The following is a 17351-nucleotide window of genomic DNA, read 5'->3' on the forward strand; positions in this document are numbered from 1 at the left end:
CACCATGACTTTACAAAATAAAATCGACTTTGCACTAATTTTCAATGTGTTAAATGCTAACCCTAACGGCGATCCACTCAATGGCAATCGCCCACGAACAGATTACGACGGCTTTGGCGAAATTACTGATGTGTGTTTAAAGCGAAAAATTCGAGATCGTTTACAAGAAGCAGGTGAAAGCATTTTTGTTCAATCTGATGAAAAGAAAACCGATGGTATGACAAGCTTGCGCAACCGCGCTGAATCAGACGAGGTTGGTTTAGGTAAAGATACCTTTAATAGTAAAAAAACTGCACCAGATGAAGCCGCCAAAAAGTGTTGCGAGAAGTGGCTTGATGTACGTGCGTTTGGTCAAGTGTTTGCCTTTTCTAAAAGTAAGGGGGCAGACGGTGTGTCTATTCCAATTCGAGGACCTGTGACTATTCAAAGTGCTTTTAGTATTGAGCCTGTGAGTATTACCAGTACGCAAATCACAAAAAGTGTGAGTGGTGAAGGTGATGGTACTAAAAAATCGTCCGATACCATGGGTATGAAACACCGCGTCGACAAAGCAACCTATGTTGCTTTTGGTGCTATGACACCACAGTTGGCTGAAAAAGCAGGTTTTAATAATGAAGATGCCGATAAAATCAAAAACGTGTTAGTGAAACTTTTTGAAGGTGATGCATCATCAGCGCGCCCTGAAGGTTCTATGAGTATTTCGCACCTTGTCTGGTGGAAGCATGACTCGAAGTCTGGCCAGTATTCTTCGGCAAAAGTTCACCAAACATTACGAGCGCATATTGAACAAGGCTTACCGATTGAAACATCGGCGTTAAATGATTCACTGGTAAGTGCTTTACAAGGTTTAGAGCCAGAAGTGATTGAAGGTTTCTAATGAATGATGCTCGCCTAATCAACATATCCGCTCTACAACATTTTGCTTTTTGTCAGCGCCAATGTGCGCTGATCCACTTAGAGCAGGTGTGGCAAGAAAACTACCTGACGGCACAAGGTAGGCAGTTACATGAGCGAGTTGATAACGGTGAGCCAGAAACCCGCAAAGGCGTGCGTTTTGAACGTGGCGTAGTCGTTACTGCGCCACAATTAGGTGTCACGGGTAAATTGGACTTATTAGAGCACCATAAACTAAGTAACCAATTCGTCCCAGTTGAGTATAAACGAGGTAAGCCAAAAGCCAGCGATATCGACAAAGTACAGCTGTGCGCGCAAGCGTTATGTATTGAAGAAATGCTATCAGTTGAAGTCGCAAATGGTGCACTTTGGTATTGGCAAACACGCAAACGCATTGATGTTGAATTCGATAACCAACTGCGAACGCAAACAAAAGCCTTAATTACGAAAGTGCAACAGCTGTTTGCAAACGGAAAGACGCCTCCCCCAACGAAGGGTAAACACTGTAAGGCATGTTCTCTGATTGAAATATGTCAGCCAGATTTAACCAATAATGATGGTTCAAGCGGTTACGTAGCCGCATTGTTTAACATGGAGGCTGAATGAAAAAACTACAAAACGCGCTCTATATCACCAAAGACGGAGCGTATTTGCATAAACAGCGCGAAACGTTGCTGATAGAGCAAAAAGTGGATGGCAAAAAGCAAAAACTGATGCAGCTTCCTATTCATTCTATTGGCAGTATATTTTGTTTTGGCAATATTATGGTTTCACCACAACTACTTGGCTTTTGTGGTGAAAATGGCACACATCTCGCCTTTTTTGATATGTATGGTCGTTTTCTAGCAAATGTTGTTGGTAAACAAACGGGTAATGTATTGCTGCGTAGGCAGCAGTTTAACGTTAAAGAGCAGGCTGCAAACGAACTAGCCAAGCATATTGTCGCCGCAAAAATACGTTCATCTCGTATGTTGCTTTTACGCTTTAGACGCAATCACAGTAGTACACCACAGTTAGAAAAAGCCATTTCGCGCTTAAAGCAAATTATTGAGCAACTAAAAGGCGTTACCGCCTACGATACAATTTTAGGGCTAGAGGGCGAGGCGGCATCGCATTACTTCTCCGCGTTTGCTGACATGTTTAAAGGCAACGAAAGCAAACAGCTGTTTGATAAGCGCACTCGACGGCCGCCTAAGGATCCAGTTAATGCCGTTATTTCACTACTTTACTCTGTGTTAGGGCAGGAGATCAGTGGCGCGTTACAAGGGGTTGGGTTAGACCCACAAGTCGGTTTTTTACACAAAGAGCGACCGGGCAGAAATAGCCTCGCCCTTGATATACTAGAAGAGTTTAGGACCTATATTGTCGATAGCATTGCCTTAAAACTCTTTAACAATAAAACCCTCACAACGAAGGACTTTGAGACAGATTGTCTCGGTGGTGTAACCATAAAAGACGAAGCACGTAAGTTAGTTTTTCAGGCTTATCAAGCTAAAAAACAAGAAGAAGTCATGCACCCTTTTTTGCAAGAAAAGGTGCAAATTGGTTTATTACCGCATGTTCAAGCTATGCTACTGGCACGTCATTTTCGTGGTGATCTGGCCCATTATCCGCCATTTGTGATCAAAAAATAAGGAGAGCGAGCAATGATGGTATTGGTCACCTACGATGTATCTTTTGCCAGTAAAGATGGTCAAAAACGCCTCAGGCAATTAGCAAAAGTATGCTTAGACTATGGCATAAGAGTGCAATATTCTGTATTCGAATGTGAAATAGATGCCGCGCAATGGCTGCGTTTTAAAAATAAACTGCTGTCAATTTACGAGCCTGAAGTAGACAGTTTGCGTTTTTATAAGCTCGGCAAAAACTGGCAAAAAAAAGTAGAGCACCACGGCGCGAAAGTCGCCATAGATATATTCAGAGATACCCTTATTTTATAATCGCTAGGCTTGAGTTCTCAGTAAAACATTGGGGATCTAGCGATCACATAAGTTCTTTAAAAATATAGGAAATATTTATTTGTATAGATTCACACAAAATAGTTTTGCTCTACCGCGCAAAGTTAGCGGTAAACAATAGAGTGTGTTAGTTTATACACGCCTTTAAGAAGAGGCAGTCGCGCCTCCTGCGGGCGCGTGGATTGAAACTCTAGAGATAGTTACAAACCCTGCTAATACATTGTCGCGCCTCCTGCGGGCGCGTGGATTGAAACCAAAAGGAGTTGCTGCGACAGCATCATTTGATCGGTCGCGCCTCCTGCGGGCGCGTGGATTGAAACAATCAGTAAAAAGGTGTCCGAATGGGTGAGTGAGGTCGCGCCTCCTGCGGGCGCGTGGATTGAAACACATGATGCAGAGCATACTATCTATGTGGCTGGCGTCGCGCCTCCTGCGGGCGCGTGGATTGAAACCAGTCCTGCCGCACTGCGTTATATAAAGCGAAGAGTCGCGCCTCCTGCGGGCGCGTGGATTGAAACTTCAAACACTCGCGCATTGATCAACGCGATGCGGTCGCGCCTCCTGCGGGCGCGTGGATTGAAACCATAAAGGTCGAGCAGTAATGCTAGTCGTAATACGTCGCGCCTCCTGCGGGCGCGTGGATTGAAACTGGTCATGCCTTGGGTATCCTGATTGCAAAAACGGTCGCGCCTCCTGCGGGCGCGTGGATTGAAACCAAAACAGGGTTTAGGCAAGCGTGCGCAGTTAAAGTCGCGCCTCCTGCGGGCGCGTGGATTGAAACTGGTCATGCCTTGGGTATCCTGATTGCAAAAACGGTCGCGCCTCCTGCGGGCGCGTGGATTGAAACTCGTTAAACAAAAAGACACCCTCATTATAGGCTGTCGCGCCTCCTGCGGGCGCGTGGATTGAAACGCGTCGCTGTGGACGAGTCATTATTTGCAATAGGTCGCGCCTCCTGCGGGCGCGTGGATTGAAACAAGCCTAAATCTTATGAGACTGACATCAATAGTGGTCGCGCCTCCTGCGGGCGCGTGGATTGAAACAATTTAATACACTTGAAGAAACAGAGATTTATCGGTCGCGCCTCCTGCGGGCGCGTGGATTGAAACATTCCATCGTTGGGTTTTGTGCTTATGGTGGTAGTCGCGCCTCCTGCGGGCGCGTGGATTGAAACTATGATGCTGGCGCGTTAGGACCAAACGGTCAAGTCGCGCCTCCTGCGGGCGCGTGGATTGAAACAAGCAAATGCAGTCCGGCGACTTTATGAAAAAAGGTCGCGCCTCCTGCGGGCGCGTGGATTGAAACACTGAACACTTTGGTGTCAGTCATCTCATCCACCGTCGCGCCTCCTGCGGGCGCGTGGATTGAAACAAATAACTAAATTAAAATGCAGTATTTGTAATAAGTCGCGCCTCCTGCGGGCGCGTGGATTGAAACCAGCAAACGTGGTTATGAATGAAGGGCTCTATACGTCGCGCCTCCTGCGGGCGCGTGGATTGAAACTATTAGTATCAGCTCATCGTCGCACCACGCCTTGTCGCGCCTCCTGCGGGCGCGTGGATTGAAACATCACCTCGCGCACGCACGACCAGTTCAATACGGTCGCGCCTCCTGCGGGCGCGTGGATTGAAACATCACCTCGCGCACGCACGACCAGTTCAATACGGTCGCGCCTCCTGCGGGCGCGTGGATTGAAACTATTACTAGCGGTTTGATTTGTTTTCTCTCTTAGGTCGCGCCTCCTGCGGGCGCGTGGATTGAAACAAAAACAGGGTTTAGGCAAGCGTGCGCAGTTAAAAGTCGCGCCTCCTGCGGGCGCGTGGATTGAAACTGTCACCGCGCGGTAGAAGTTTTGCGAATGCTCAGTCGCGCCTCCTGCGGGCGCGTGGATTGAAACACGGCAAAGACGGGCAATATACCCAACTCCCTAAAGTCGCGCCTCCTGCGGGCGCGTGGATTGAAACAAAGCCTTGTTTACGCACTTAAAGTTGATGGCTGGTCGCGCCTCCTGTGGGCGCGTGGATTGAAACGGTTAAATGAGGCTCTACAATAGCCCACCGAAAGTCGCGCCTCCTGCGGGTATAGTGGCATAGTGAATTTGGTCACCTGATTAGAGGTGCTAAAATGCACTTCGTACCCGACAGATGAAATGATGAAAAAACGTGTGAGAAGAACTTTCAGTCCCGAATTCAAGCTCGAGTCTACTCTGTTGGTCGTTGAGCAAGGCTATACTGTTGTTGAATCAGCGAAAGCTTTGAATGTAGGCAAGTCAGCAATGGACAAGTAGGTGCGACAGCTTAAGCAAGAGAAGCAAGGTGTAACACCGAAAGCTTCACCGCATACTCCTGAACGAATCGAGATCCCTGATCTTAAAAAACGGATTTCTGAGCTGGAGGAGCACAATGAAATCATAAAAAAAGGTCACCCGGAGGTGACCTTTTCCAAACGTTTGGTGGAGCTGGCGGGAGTTGAACCCGCGTCCAAAAACCATTCATCATTGGTACTACATGCTTAGTCGATCTTTACATTCACCATCCACCTGCGAACCGACACGCTAATGAATGACTAACCTGAATTATACTTCGCCGTTCATCTCTCAGGTGGGAGAATCCGGGCTAGCGCGTTTGGATTTGATCTCTCGTTATTCCCCGTCTTACGTGCGGAAGCTAGGGCGAGAGAGCTCTGAGCAGGTTATTAAGCTGCTAGTGCGTAGTTTTCGTCGTTTGCGACTATTTTTTTGCGGCTTTTTACGTGGCCAACCGCCCCACGGCATGCACCTCAGACTGCAAAATTCCTGTCGAATCCTAAATCAGCCCCAAAGTGTTCCCCGCATAGTACCAGAAAAGCTTTAACTGTCTAGCTTTGCGAGATTGATTGGTTAAGATTAACGCAAATTGTTACTCTTCATAATGCGCGCTTTATCGCGAGCCCAATCTTTTTCTTTTAGATCTGCGCGTTTATCGTGCAGTTTCTTACCTTTAGCAACGCCTACTTTTAGTTTAGCCCATGAGCGTGACCAGTATAGAGCCGTTGCGACTAGCGTCATACCGTCGCGGTTTACCAGACCAATCAGCTTATCGAGTTCACGTCGGTTCATGAGCAACTTACGCACGCGCGTTGGCTCAGCTACAACGTGTGTAGAGGCTTGATTAAGTGGAATGATTGACATACCGCTGATATAAGCTTGACCGTCACGAATATAGACATAGCTTTCTGCTATGTTGGCTTTACCTTGGCGTAAGGATTTAACTTCCCAGCCTTGCAGCTCAAGACCCGCTTCGATTTGCTCATCGATTTGGTACTCGTGACGTACTTTTTTGTTTTGAGCGATGGTATTGCTACCCGCTTTATTTTTTGAATTCTTCTTTGCCATAGTGGCGCCATTATAAGTGCTGTTTTCGAGATAAGGAAAGGCTTTTATTGCAAATATGGTGATATTGTCTCGCTCGACGTGACTTGTGTGCTCAAGCGTATAAAAGTAGAATCACACCAGCTTTTTGTCTTTAGGAGTTGTTATGCAGCAAGTGACGCGCTCTGCGCTGGTTATGTTTAGCGCTGAGCAGATGTTTAACTTGGTTAACGATGTAACCCGTTATCATGAGTTTTTACCCGGTTGTTCAGGATCTAGAGTTTTAGAGTCATCTCGTTCAAGTATGGTTGCGTCAGTTGATGTGTCAAAAGCTGGGATCAGTAAAACCTTTACAACAGCGAACACCCTAGTACAAGGCAGTGAGATTTTTATGGAGCTAGTGGATGGTCCATTTAAAGCACTGAAAGGTGTCTGGTCATTTATTCCGTTGGATGAGCAGGCATGTAAGGTAGAGCTTCGTTTAGAATTTGAGTTCTCGAGTAAAATGATCGAGATGGCGTTTGGCAAAATCTTTAATGAACTCACTTCAAACATGGTTTCTGCGTTTACCAAACGCGCAAAAGAGGTGTATCACTATGAGTGTTGAAGGTTCGCTTATTCACGTTGAAGTTGTCTATGCCTTGCCTCATGAACAACGTGTGTTTGCTTTGGTCGTCAATGAAGCCTCAACCGTCGAAGATATTATCCAGCGCTCTGGCGTATTGTCTGCCTACCCTGAAATAGATCTAAAACAGAACAAAGTCGGTGTTTTTAGCCGCAATGTTCGTTTAGACGCTACGGTTCGAGACAAAGATAGAATTGAAATTTATCGCCCGTTGCTTGCCGATCCGAAAGAAATCCGCCGTAAGCGAGCTGAACAGGCTAAAGAGTCTGGGCGAGCAGATCCCGTAACGGGCGGCAAACCATCGTCTGTGCGTAAAAGCGGATAGGGCTTAAATCAGCAAGGTAAAAACAAAAAGCTCGCAATCAATGCGAGCTTTTATCTTTTCATGACGGTTAACTTTTCATGATGAGTGGAATTAGTTCAGGCGCTGCTCGAACAAAGCACTTTGCTGGTAATCACCACTGATATCCTTTAGAGCACCCGTTTGGTCAAAATTAACCACTAGGTTCTTTTGCTCGGAATCATCATGACCTTTCGTCGTATGTTGAATGTAGTACCAAGTATTTGGGTAACCATTTTCAACGAGCATAGGGGAGCCGAGTACAAAGCGTACTTGCTCTTTGGTCATACCGACTCGTAATTTATCAACAGACTCTTGTTCAACAAAGTTGCCTTGGTTGATATCGATGCGGTAAACGATTTTCTCTATTACTGAGCACCCAGTCAGGACACTAAAAACGAGTGGTAGAGTTAATAACCACTTTTTGAATTGCATAGTCTTTACTACTACTGTGATTGCTTAAACTGTGACAGATAATAAACAAGGATGAGCCAGAAGTAAAAACTTGTCTTTGTTCAAGGTTGTAACAGTTGCCAAATTTATGATTAATCCGACAAACCTTGTTTATTCTGCCATGATGATGGAACTTACCTGTTAAGCTGCAATCAATAGCTCTTTTGCGTTGGCTAGGGTGGTTTGCGTGATTTCACTCCCGCCTAATAGACGTGCCAGTTCACTGATTCGTTCATCTTGGTTCAGAGTGACCATATTGGTCTCTGTTTTATTGGCTTTGGTCGTTTTGGTCACAAATAACTGTTGGTGCCCGTGACCAGCCACTTGTGGCAAGTGAGTCACACACAGCACTTGGGTCGACTCTCCCAGTTTTCTTAGCATTTTACCCACAGCAGCAGCGGTAGGACCACTAATACCCACATCGACTTCATCGAAGATCAGGCTTGGCGTATCGACTTTCTGCGCCGTGATGACTTGAATTGCCAATGAAATACGCGACAGCTCACCACCGGAGGCTACTTTGGCGATCGGCTGCATCGGTTGCCCAGGGTTAGTCGTTACCAAAAATGTCACGGAATCCATCCCGTTTGGTGTGGGGTGTTTATTTTCAAATGACACATCGATCAGGAACTTCGCTTTTTCCATACTCAGTTCTTGCATGCTTTGCGAAATGAGCTTGGTTAACTCTTTGGCGTATCGACCACGAGACTTACTCAGTTTCTCACTCACGACCACGTACCCTTGATATAACTCAGCCACTTCTTGTTCCATAGTCGCGAGTTTCTCGTCAGAGCAATCTAATGCATCGATCTGTTGCAATAAATCTTGATGGTGCTGATATAACTCATCTGGCATCACATGATGCTTTCGTGCGAGTGACATGATTTTGCTGTAGCGCTCCTCTACATAAGCTAAGCGCTCAGGCTCGACATCAATTTTGTCGAGATAATGTCTGAGCTCTCCATTGACTTCCTCGATTTGAATAATGGCTTCTTCAATCATAGTAGGAAGTGATGCGAGCGAGGGGTCAAGTTCCGTTAAATCGGTGAGCTTAGCGCTTGCCATTTGCAGGATAGATAGGGCGTTCGCCTCTTCATTGTCATAAACGATATCCATCGCTTGCTGGCAGGTCATTGCCAGTTCGCCGCTGTTCGTGAGCAATTTATGTTCTTGTTCTAGCTCTGGAAACTCTTGTTCTTCAATCGCTAATTCGTTTAGTTCTTTAATTTGGTACTCAAGCAATTGAAGTTGAGCGAGATTGTTTTTGCTATTTTCTTTTAGCTGAGTCAGAGCGATATCCGCATTACGCCATTGCTGATAACTGGCGCGAGCTTGCTTTAGTAATCCATGGTGGCCCGCATATTGATCAAGCAAAGAGAGTTGGTAGTCACTTTTCATCAACTGGTGGTGAGCATGTTGACCATGAATGTTAATCAAGAGTTGACCGAGTGCTTTTAATTGGGACAGAGGCACAGGGCTGCCATTAATAAAAGCGCGTGAGCGTCCCTCTTTGGTAATGGTGCGGCGTAAAATGCAGTCTTGTCCATCGAGCAAGTCATTGTCTTCAAGCCAGCGAGTCGCGTGAAGATTGTTGTCAGTAGAGAAAGTCGCACTGACCTCCATTTTATCTTCACCCGTGCGCACAGCGCCGGCATCAGCTCTACCGCCTAGACATAGACTCAGCGCATCAATCGCAATGGATTTACCTGCGCCAGTTTCACCGGTTATTGTTGTCATTCCATGACAGAGTTCTAACTGCAGAGATTTTACGATAGCAAAATTATTAACACTTAGATGGGACAGCATTTTACGTTACCTGTTTAAATTAACATTACTGTATATGCGTTCAGTATATACTGTTTCTTTATACAGTAAAGTTGTCCAGGTAAAAAAAATTCTGGTCAGATAAAATTTGTGACCAGAATTCAATATTGATGCAATGGCGGTGATTTTGTTGCGGCAAAGTTGCTTGGGTTTTGTCGGTATTGCTTTGATTTAATAGATTTATCTAGTGGTTAGAACAATTTGCTCGACCAGCCCAGTTTGTTTCTGAGAACGTGATAGTAATTGTATTCTTCGGGGTGAATGAGTTTGAGGTGATTTGGGCTCTGATAGATGTGAATTTCATCGCCTGGTGAAACAGGCAGGGAGATCTGCCCATCACAACTGACTTCTTGCGTGCCTCGATTATCGGGAGAGACCACGAGTTTGATGCGACAATTACCATCCACTACTAATGGTCGACTGGATAGGGTATGCGGGAACATCGGCACAAGGGAAATCGCGTTGAGTTGTGTTGATAGAATGGGACCACCACCAGAAAGTGAATAAGCTGTCGAACCGGTTGGAGTCGAGACAATTAAGCCGTCTGAACGTTGGCTAAACGCAAAAACTTCATCGATATAAACCTCAAACTCAATCATATGAGCGACTTGTCCGGGGTGTAATACTGCTTCATTGAGGGCGGCATTATGGCTTTTGACCTGACCATGGCGGTGCACTTCTGCTTCAAGGAGAAAGCGTTTTTCTTCTTTATAGTTACCTTCAAGCACCGATTCTAATGCGTGCTCAAAACCTTCAGGGTTGAGATCAGTTAAAAAGCCCAAACTACCGCGGTTTACGCCAATGACCGCAATATCGAAGCGAGACAAGACGCGAGCGGCACCCAGCATGTTACCGTCCCCTCCAACAACAATCGCCAAATCGGCTTGGTTGCCTATCTGTACTAAGCCGACAAAGTGCTGTTGAGGAATATCTACCAAGAGTTCCTCCAGTCTGTCGTCGACTAATACTTGGTAGCCTTTTGAAGTCAGCCAATTAAATAATTCTTTATGAGTTTGAATCGCTTGCTGTGCTCGGGGTTTACCAATTATGGCGATAACCTCAAAGGTTTTGTTCATATCACTTCCAAACTGTTCGATTAATGCTTGAATCAAAATTCTTCATCCCCATAATATACCCAAAGTATAGTTAGAGGCACTGTTTGGAATAATTTTGATCCAACTTTGTGCCCAGACACTGACACAAGTGAAGATTGCGGAGAGACCATGAGCAACGAAGAGAACAAAGTAAATCAAGACGAACTAAACGCACAGGAAGCAGTCGTGAACGAGGCTGAAGCTGAAGTGATAGGTTCTGATGCAGATGTTGAGTGGAACGAAGAATCCGAGCAAGACATTCAAGAAGCGAAAATCGCCCAACTTGAAGCGGCGCTTTTATCAAGCGAAAACAAAGTGAAAGAGCAGCAAGAAGCGGTATTACGTGCCAAGGCTGATGTTGAAAACATGCGTCGTCGCACCGAGCAAGAGGTCGACAAAGCGCGTAAATACGCACTGAACAAGTTTGCTGAAGAGTTGCTGCCAGTCATCGACAACCTTGAGCGCGCGATTGCAGCGGCGGATGCTGACAATGAAGTGGTGAAGCCAATCCTTGAAGGTGTTGAGCTAACACATAAGACGTTTGCTGATGTGGTTGCGAAAAACGGTCTAAAAGAGATCAACCCAGAAGGTGAAGCATTTAATCCAGAATTGCATCAAGCGATGTCGATTCAAGAAAGTGCTGACCATGAGCCAAACACAGTGATGTTCGTGATGCAAAAAGGCTACGAACTTAACGGTCGTGTGATTCGCCCAGCGATGGTTATGGTCTCTAAATAATGATCATGGCGTCTAAGTATTGTATTTAGAACATGGGCATTGAGAACGTGGCATTTAAAACATAGCATTTAGACAAAAAGATTGATGAGCCCCTGTTTTGCAGGGGCTTTTTTCGTTTTTCCTTGAGTTTGAGAACTTTTGATTGCCTATCTAGCGGATTTAACACGATATTTTTCGCTTCTCTTTTTAGGTGTTCACTACGAAATCTTGGTTATTTCTGTAAAAAAGTAAATTTTTTTTATTTTCTTCCCTTGAAAAGAAATTTGCCGCCCCTATCTAAGGGTCATACAGAAACAAACTATTGCGAGCGGACCTACTGTCCCTCGATGTCCCAAGTCCGGGACGATATTGCCAAACAATAGAATTTATTCGGAGATAGCCTGATGGGTAAAATCATTGGTATTGACTTAGGTACTACTAACTCTTGTGTTGCTGTTTTAGACGGTGACAAACCACGCGTAATTGAAAATGCTGAAGGTGAGCGTACAACCGCATCGGTCATCGCTTATACTGACGGTGAAACGCTAGTAGGTCAGCCAGCTAAACGTCAAGCGGTTACTAACCCAGAGAACACGCTATTTGCTATTAAGCGTCTTATCGGTCGTCGTTTTGAAGACGAAGAAGTTCAGCGTGACATCGAAATCATGCCTTACAAAATTGTTAAGGCTGATAACGGTGACGCTTGGGTAGAAGCAAAAGGCCAAAAAATGGCGGCTCCTCAAGTTTCGGCTGAAGTTCTTAAGAAAATGAAGAAAACAGCAGAAGACTTCCTAGGTGAAGAAGTAACAGGCGCGGTTATCACTGTTCCTGCATACTTCAACGATGCACAGCGTCAAGCAACTAAAGATGCTGGTCGTATCGCTGGTCTAGAAGTTAAGCGTATCATCAACGAACCAACAGCTGCTGCGCTAGCTTATGGTCTAGACAAATCTGGCGGCGATCGCACTATCGCAGTTTATGACCTTGGTGGTGGTACATTCGATATCTCTATCATTGAGATCGACGAAGTTGAAGGCGAGAAAACATTTGAAGTACTCGCAACGAACGGTGACACTCACCTTGGTGGTGAAGACTTCGATAACCGCATGATCAACTACCTAGTTGAAGAGTTCCAAAAAGAGCAAGGTATCAACCTTAAGAACGATCCACTAGCGATGCAGCGTGTTAAAGAAGCAGCTGAAAAAGCTAAGATTGAGCTTTCTTCTACTTCTCAAACTGACGTGAACCTACCTTATGTGACCGCTGATGCAACGGGTCCTAAGCACATGAACGTTAAAGTGACGCGTGCCAAGCTAGAATCTCTAGTTGAAGACCTAGTACAACGTTCTCTTGAGCCTCTAAAAGTGGCTCTAGCGGATGCGGATCTATCTGTAGGCGACATCACTGACGTTATCCTTGTTGGTGGTCAGACTCGTATGCCTATGGTTCAGGCTAAAGTTGCTGAGTTCTTCGGTAAAGAAGCTCGTCGTGACGTGAACCCTGATGAAGCGGTTGCAATGGGTGCAGCAGTTCAAGGTGGTGTACTTGCGGGTGAAGTGAAAGACGTTCTACTTCTAGACGTAACGCCACTTTCTCTAGGTATCGAGACCATGGGTGGTGTGATGACTTCTCTGGTTGAGAAGAACACAACTATCCCAACGAAAGCGAACCAAGTGTTCTCTACCGCTGAAGATAACCAAAATGCGGTAACGATTCACGTACTGCAAGGTGAGCGTAAGCAAGCGATGTACAACAAGTCTCTAGGTCAATTTAACCTAGAAGGCATTCAGCCTGCACCTCGTGGTATGCCTCAGATCGAAGTGACTTTCGACCTTGATGCTGACGGTATCCTACACGTATCTGCCAAAGATAAGTCGACGGGTAAAGAGCAGAAGATCACTATCCAAGCATCGGGTGGTCTAAGCGACGAAGACATCGAGAAAATGGTACAAGAAGCAGAAGCTAACAAAGAAGCAGACAAGAAGTTTGAAGAGTTAGCGGCTGTGCGTAACCAAGCTGACCAGATGATTCACGGTACTCGTAAGCAGGTAGAAGAAGCGGGTGACGCTCTACCAGCAGAAGAGAAAGAGAAGATCGAAGCAGCGATTAAAGAACTTGAAGAAGTGAAAGGTGGCGACGACAAAGAAGCTATCGACGCTAAAGTTCAAGCGCTAATGGCAGCGTCTCAAAAGCTAATGGAAATTGCTCAACAACAAGCTCAAGCGGCAGCAGCTGGCGCAGAAGCGGGTGAGCAACCAAAGCAAGATGATGATGTTGTCGACGCAGAGTTCGAAGAAGTTAAAGACGACAAGAAGTAATTGTGGTCACGTCAGAGTCCAGCGTTCATGCTCTGGGCTCTGGTTAGAGTTGAGCCATGAGCCTTCAACTCTTGAAGAAATACTATGCGGGCGTTTTGGGTAACCTTGACGCCCGCATGTTTGTAAACTGTCGCTCTAGATAAGGAAATCTGAGACAATCCTTATCTAGAACGATACAAATCCCAGACAGCGAAAGCTGTATGCAGCAGTAAGTAATTGGTAACGAGCAATATGTCAAAACGTGATTTTTACGAAGTATTAGGCGTTAGCCGCGACGCATCAGAGCGTGATATCAAGAAGGCGTACAAACGTCTTGCGATGAAATATCACCCTGACCGCAATCAGGGTGACGAAAGCACCGCTGATCAATTTAAAGAAGTAAAAGAAGCGTATGAAATTCTGACCAACCCTCAGAAGAAAGCAGCCTACGATCAGTACGGTCATGCAGCTTTTGAACAAGGTGGTATGGGCGGCGGCGGCTTTGGTGGCGGCGGTGCGGATTTCGGTGACATCTTCGGTGATGTGTTTGGCGATATCTTTGGTGGTGGACGTGGCGGTCGTGGTCAAACACGCGCACAACGTGGTGCTGATCTTCGTTACAACATGGAATTGAGCTTAGAAGAAGCCGTTCGTGGTTGTGATAAAGAAATTGAGATCCCGACGTTAGTTGGCTGTGACACTTGTGAGGGAACCGGTGCTAAGAAAGGTTCATCACCAGAAACCTGTGGCACTTGTCATGGTCACGGTCAGGTACAGATGCGCCAAGGCTTTTTCGCGGTACAGCAGGCTTGTCCAACGTGTCACGGTAAAGGTCAAATTATCAAAGACCCTTGTAATAGCTGTCATGGCGAAGGTCGGGTACAGAAGTCTAAGACTCTGAACGTTAAGATCCCAGCAGGCGTCGATACCGGTGATCGCATTCGTCTAACTGGCGAAGGTGAAGCGGGTGAGCAGGGTGCTCCAGCTGGTGATTTGTATGTTCAAGTGCATGTCAAAGAACACCACATTTTTGAACGTGAAGGCAACAACCTATACTGTGAAGTCCCAGTCAGCTTTGCTCAAGCTGCGCTTGGTGGCGAAGTGGAAGTGCCTACGCTTGATGGTCGAGTGAGCCTAAAAGTACCGGAAGAGACACAAACCGGTCGTATGTTCCGTATGCGTGGTAAAGGCGTGAAGGGCGTGCGTGGCGGTGCCATGGGCGACTTAATCGTTAAGCTAGTGGTAGAAACACCCGTCAACTTAAGCGCGCGTCAAAAAGAGCTACTACGTGAATTTGAAGAAAGTTGTGGTGGCGAAGCCGCTAATAAGCATAAGCCAAAATCGGAAGGTTTCTTCAACGGTGTTAAGAAATTCTTCGACGATTTAACCAACTAGACGCTTTAGCGAGCGAGACTGTTTCGCTCACGAGACAGCTTAACTAATAATTAATGAATAGCATAACCGCTATTTTATGATGACCAAGCCCACGGCACATGCTGTGGGCTTTTTGTTTGTCTTATCGACAATGAACGCTCACAAGATCCATCGCTAAACTTTTCTCAATATCGCTGATTGAGCGTTAAATTGACCGAGAAGACGTAAAACTAGGAATAGACTTCAAACTCTTAGTCCATCTTTATCGTTTGTTGCAGTGACTCATTCTAACTCTGTGCAAAGACCAACAATCTAAACTTTCTTCCTGCCGCCGAGTATTTAGTCTAGCGCTTAAACGCAGATTTTGGGCTTGGAGAAGAGGTTGATGATGCACGGTTTTAGTCTTATTGAGCTACTTGTTTGCCTGGCGATTATGTCAATTCTCGCGCTTTATAGCTCTCCTCACCTTTCTCAACAAAAGCATTCGCATCAACTCACCGGTGCAGCAGAACAGATTTATACCTTACTAAATCAATCCCAAGCACTAAGCATTGCGCACAATAAAGCGCTATGGCTGCACTTTGAAGGCTTACCTGATGTCACAGGCAAAGCAGAGTGGAAGTTATGGCTGACCGACCAGCATGAATTGGGCAGTAGTGAGCAGACGATCTTTTATCAGCAAGACAGCGAGTTATTTCTTGGTATCGCAGTACAGTCTAATCATGGTAATCAGCGCATCAAATTTGATCCGGTGAGTGGCATGGTTCGCAGTTCGGGGACGATCACCCTGTCTAATCTACAAGGGCAAATCAATATCAAGACCCATAGCGCTTCAGGTCGAATTATTATCTGTTCAGAGTTAGTGAGTTTATCGGGGCTAGGCGTTTGTTGATGACTCGAAATGATGGCAATACATTGATGGAAACACTGATTGCCTCATCAATAGGTGTGAGTTTGCTGTTGGTGGTACTCGCGCTGCTCAGTCAGTTCAACGCACAGGCTTGGCAGATATCGAAACAGTTGATGCTGAATCAAGAGATAGCCGTCGTGACCAGACGTTTAGTTAATGATCTTACTCGAGCGGGAAGCTCTGATGATATCAACCAAGTATTGATGCCAGTAGGCAGTTTGTTACCGGTTTATGTCGCGGCTGATGGGCATAAAATCCAATACAGTTATTGGGATTATAGACAGGGCAATAGCTTAGAGGCAGTAAAAAACTATGTTTGGCGTTATAACCCGACAGAGCAAACCTTATCGGTTTGTTACCTGACCAGTAGTGTTGCTTCTGGGGCAAAGTCGTTGGGCTTTGATGAGTCTATGGGATGCACATCGGTATTTGAACCTCATCGGGTGGCGGTTTCAGACTTTTCTGTGCAATCACATTGGCTCAACGAGCAGGATAGGGTGAGACAAGGGCTGAATTTGATTATTGAGTTGCAACTGAAACAAAACCCTGAGATCAATCAGAGTTTGCAGCGGCAAATTTGGGTGAGAAATGGTCAGTAAACAGCAAAAATATCCATTATTTCGCCACCGCGGATTAGCCCTTTTGTTAACCTGTGTCTTGATGCTATTGATCGCCTCAAGTGTGTTAATTGCCACTCATCAAAACGCTTACTTTGAAAGTAAACGGGTCGGTAATGAGGTGTTATCAAGGCAAAGGTTCTGGTTAGCCAATAGCTCGGTTGAATGTGCTATCGCCGTGTTAAATGGCGACCCTAACGCGTTGTTGAGTGAGCATGACTTTACTCGCTGTCATCATGATGATTTGCCACTGCAAGTCACACCTACGGGGCAGGGATATCAGATCTCAATTCAAATCAATCATGACTCTGTCATTGCCATGGATACCCACCTTGTTAAAACGGGAACCAATGACTATTGGATGAGAGGAAGTTGGCGTGATTTCTAAATGTTTAGGTATCAGTCTATTGGAAGTCGTGGTCAGTATGCTGATTTTGGCGACGTCTGTTTTGGGGATAAGCCAAGGGCAGGTGCTGCTTTCACGAAGTGTCGATAATGTCATGATGACAACGCAAGCACTGGCTATTGCTGAGTCCCAAATCGAACAGGTTTACGCTGACATTTATGCAACTAACATGAATAGCGAACTGTCCAAGTTGGCTTATCAACATCAAACGGTGGAGTTTGATGCTCCCCCTTTTGAGATACAACGAACCATTGAACCAGTGCTATTGCTGAATTTGATTTCGGTTCGAGTCAGTGTTGGGTGGGGTGATGATATTGAGCAAAATGAGCGAGTTGAGCTTCAAACACAGATAGCCCTGTTCTAGAGGATGGCTCTAGAAGGCGATTCTAGAGATGGTATTTGAAGTCGATAACACCAAGTCCTCTTTCTGTCTCACTCACTCACTCACTCACTCTCTACCTTTCGATAAATGATGACCCTCGCTAAATGATGA

Annotated in this window: 17 protein-coding genes, 1 other RNA gene, 1 pseudogene and 1 CRISPR repeat array; of the genes and pseudogenes, 14 read left to right on the forward strand and 5 right to left on the reverse strand. The window is 45.7% G+C overall.

What is annotated here, in order from left to right; genetic code table 11:
- Positions 1–4 precede the first annotated feature (4 nt).
- The 5 genes and pseudogenes from cas7c to L9Q39_RS02915 all read left to right on the forward strand — a co-directional run.
- Positions 5–877: a type I-C CRISPR-associated protein Cas7/Csd2 gene (cas7c, locus tag L9Q39_RS02895; RefSeq protein WP_237483623.1), complete on the forward strand. Its 873-nt coding sequence runs from the start codon at positions 5–7 to the stop codon at positions 875–877.
- Complete coding sequence (gene cas4 / locus L9Q39_RS02900) at positions 877–1500, forward strand: CRISPR-associated protein Cas4 (protein ID WP_237483624.1); 624 nt, start codon at positions 877–879, stop codon at positions 1498–1500. The genes cas7c and cas4 overlap by 1 nt, the downstream gene beginning before the upstream one ends.
- Complete coding sequence (gene cas1c, locus L9Q39_RS02905) at positions 1497–2528, forward strand: type I-C CRISPR-associated endonuclease Cas1c (RefSeq protein WP_237483625.1); 1032 nt, start codon at positions 1497–1499, stop codon at positions 2526–2528. Before cas4 ends, cas1c begins: the two co-directional genes overlap by 4 nt.
- A 12-nt stretch (positions 2529–2540) precedes the next feature.
- Positions 2541–2834 carry a CRISPR-associated endonuclease Cas2 gene (gene cas2 / locus L9Q39_RS02910; protein WP_237483626.1) on the forward strand — a complete coding sequence of 98 codons (294 nt, stop codon included), beginning with the start codon at positions 2541–2543 and terminating at the stop codon, positions 2832–2834.
- Positions 2835–3009: 175 nt separating this feature from the next.
- Positions 3010–4882: direct repeats of the CRISPR family, unit length 32 nt; unit sequence GTCGCGCCTCCTGCGGGCGCGTGGATTGAAAC.
- Positions 4883–5004: 122 nt separating this feature from the next.
- Positions 5005–5277, forward strand: a pseudogene (locus L9Q39_RS02915) (transposase); the annotation flags it as partial.
- Between the two features lie 25 nt (positions 5278–5302).
- Here the strand turns inward: L9Q39_RS02915 and ssrA are convergent.
- Positions 5303–5669, reverse strand: a transfer-messenger RNA (tmRNA) gene (gene ssrA / locus L9Q39_RS02920).
- Positions 5670–5736: 67 nt separating this feature from the next.
- Positions 5737–6225 (reverse strand): SsrA-binding protein SmpB, encoded by a 489-nt coding sequence (gene smpB, locus L9Q39_RS02925; protein WP_237483627.1) that lies wholly within the window; start codon positions 6223–6225, stop codon positions 5737–5739.
- A gap of 142 nt (positions 6226–6367) precedes the next feature.
- Here smpB and L9Q39_RS02930 point away from each other — a divergent pair, with 142 nt between their 5' ends.
- Both L9Q39_RS02930 and L9Q39_RS02935 read left to right on the forward strand, forming a co-directional pair.
- Positions 6368–6808 (forward strand): SRPBCC family protein, encoded by a 441-nt coding sequence (locus L9Q39_RS02930; RefSeq protein ID WP_237483628.1) that lies wholly within the window; start codon positions 6368–6370, stop codon positions 6806–6808.
- Positions 6798–7151: an RnfH family protein gene (locus L9Q39_RS02935; protein WP_237483629.1), complete on the forward strand. Its 354-nt coding sequence runs from the start codon at positions 6798–6800 to the stop codon at positions 7149–7151. Before L9Q39_RS02930 ends, L9Q39_RS02935 begins: the two co-directional genes overlap by 11 nt.
- A gap of 90 nt (positions 7152–7241) precedes the next feature.
- Here the strand turns inward: L9Q39_RS02935 and bamE are convergent, their stop codons facing one another.
- From bamE to nadK, 3 genes are all read right to left on the reverse strand, one after another.
- On the reverse strand, positions 7242–7601 hold the full coding sequence (bamE, locus tag L9Q39_RS02940) for an outer membrane protein assembly factor BamE (protein ID WP_237483630.1): 360 nt from the start codon (positions 7599–7601) through the stop codon (positions 7242–7244).
- Positions 7602–7760: 159 nt separating this feature from the next.
- The gene (gene recN / locus L9Q39_RS02945; protein WP_237483631.1) at positions 7761–9425 is read right to left on the reverse strand and encodes a DNA repair protein RecN; all 1665 of its coding nucleotides are present in this window, start codon (positions 9423–9425) and stop codon (positions 7761–7763) included.
- Between the two features lie 209 nt (positions 9426–9634).
- Positions 9635–10519: an NAD(+) kinase gene (nadK, locus tag L9Q39_RS02950; RefSeq protein WP_237483632.1), complete on the reverse strand. Its 885-nt coding sequence runs from the start codon at positions 10517–10519 to the stop codon at positions 9635–9637.
- Between the two features lie 147 nt (positions 10520–10666).
- Between nadK and grpE the strand changes: the two genes are divergently transcribed.
- From grpE to L9Q39_RS02985, 7 genes are all read left to right on the forward strand, one after another.
- Entirely contained in the window at positions 10667–11275 is a 609-nt protein-coding gene (grpE, locus tag L9Q39_RS02955) for a nucleotide exchange factor GrpE (protein WP_237483633.1), read from the forward strand.
- A gap of 383 nt (positions 11276–11658) precedes the next feature.
- Positions 11659–13572: a molecular chaperone DnaK gene (gene dnaK, locus L9Q39_RS02960; protein WP_237483634.1), complete on the forward strand. Its 1914-nt coding sequence runs from the start codon at positions 11659–11661 to the stop codon at positions 13570–13572.
- Positions 13573–13803: 231 nt separating this feature from the next.
- Positions 13804–14946: a molecular chaperone DnaJ gene (dnaJ, locus tag L9Q39_RS02965; protein WP_237483635.1), complete on the forward strand. Its 1143-nt coding sequence runs from the start codon at positions 13804–13806 to the stop codon at positions 14944–14946.
- A gap of 364 nt (positions 14947–15310) precedes the next feature.
- Positions 15311–15817, forward strand: a complete 507-nt coding sequence (locus tag L9Q39_RS02970; protein WP_237483636.1) for a GspH/FimT family pseudopilin — start codon at positions 15311–15313, stop codon at positions 15815–15817.
- Entirely contained in the window at positions 15817–16434 is a 618-nt protein-coding gene (locus L9Q39_RS02975) for a hypothetical protein (protein ID WP_237483637.1), read from the forward strand. Before L9Q39_RS02970 ends, L9Q39_RS02975 begins: the two co-directional genes overlap by 1 nt.
- A complete protein-coding gene (locus tag L9Q39_RS02980; protein ID WP_237483638.1) occupies positions 16424–16840 on the forward strand; it encodes a hypothetical protein in 417 nt (138 codons plus the stop codon). The genes L9Q39_RS02975 and L9Q39_RS02980 overlap by 11 nt, the downstream gene beginning before the upstream one ends.
- Entirely contained in the window at positions 16830–17222 is a 393-nt protein-coding gene (locus tag L9Q39_RS02985; protein ID WP_237483639.1) for a type IV pilus modification PilV family protein, read from the forward strand. The genes L9Q39_RS02980 and L9Q39_RS02985 overlap by 11 nt, the downstream gene beginning before the upstream one ends.
- The last annotated feature ends 129 nt before the right edge of the window (positions 17223–17351 follow it).

The sequence above is a fragment of the Vibrio hippocampi genome, assembly GCF_921292975.1.
Lineage (GTDB): Bacteria > Pseudomonadota > Gammaproteobacteria > Enterobacterales > Vibrionaceae > Vibrio > Vibrio hippocampi.

Excerpts from the sequence above, each read along its gene's own strand:
- grpE (WP_237483633.1), top strand. The coding sequence starts at position 10,667 with ATGAGCAACGAAGAGAACAAAGTAAATCAAGACGAACTAAACGCACAG.
- cas4 (WP_237483624.1), top strand. The coding sequence starts at position 877 with ATGAATGATGCTCGCCTAATCAACATATCCGCTCTACAACATTTTGCT.
- recN (WP_237483631.1), bottom strand. The coding sequence starts at position 9,425 with ATGCTGTCCCATCTAAGTGTTAATAATTTTGCTATCGTAAAATCTCTG.
- L9Q39_RS02975 (WP_237483637.1), top strand. The coding sequence starts at position 15,817 with ATGACTCGAAATGATGGCAATACATTGATGGAAACACTGATTGCCTCA.
- nadK (WP_237483632.1), bottom strand. The coding sequence starts at position 10,519 with ATGAACAAAACCTTTGAGGTTATCGCCATAATTGGTAAACCCCGAGCA.
- dnaJ (WP_237483635.1), top strand. The coding sequence starts at position 13,804 with ATGTCAAAACGTGATTTTTACGAAGTATTAGGCGTTAGCCGCGACGCA.
- cas1c (WP_237483625.1), top strand. The coding sequence starts at position 1,497 with ATGAAAAAACTACAAAACGCGCTCTATATCACCAAAGACGGAGCGTAT.
- L9Q39_RS02980 (WP_237483638.1), top strand. The coding sequence starts at position 16,424 with ATGGTCAGTAAACAGCAAAAATATCCATTATTTCGCCACCGCGGATTA.
- L9Q39_RS02970 (WP_237483636.1), top strand. The coding sequence starts at position 15,311 with ATGATGCACGGTTTTAGTCTTATTGAGCTACTTGTTTGCCTGGCGATT.
- L9Q39_RS02930 (WP_237483628.1), top strand. The coding sequence starts at position 6,368 with ATGCAGCAAGTGACGCGCTCTGCGCTGGTTATGTTTAGCGCTGAGCAG.
- L9Q39_RS02935 (WP_237483629.1), top strand. The coding sequence starts at position 6,798 with ATGAGTGTTGAAGGTTCGCTTATTCACGTTGAAGTTGTCTATGCCTTG.
- cas2 (WP_237483626.1), top strand. The coding sequence starts at position 2,541 with ATGATGGTATTGGTCACCTACGATGTATCTTTTGCCAGTAAAGATGGT.
- cas7c (WP_237483623.1), top strand. The coding sequence starts at position 5 with ATGACTTTACAAAATAAAATCGACTTTGCACTAATTTTCAATGTGTTA.
- smpB (WP_237483627.1), bottom strand. The coding sequence starts at position 6,225 with ATGGCAAAGAAGAATTCAAAAAATAAAGCGGGTAGCAATACCATCGCT.
- dnaK (WP_237483634.1), top strand. The coding sequence starts at position 11,659 with ATGGGTAAAATCATTGGTATTGACTTAGGTACTACTAACTCTTGTGTT.
- bamE (WP_237483630.1), bottom strand. The coding sequence starts at position 7,601 with ATGCAATTCAAAAAGTGGTTATTAACTCTACCACTCGTTTTTAGTGTC.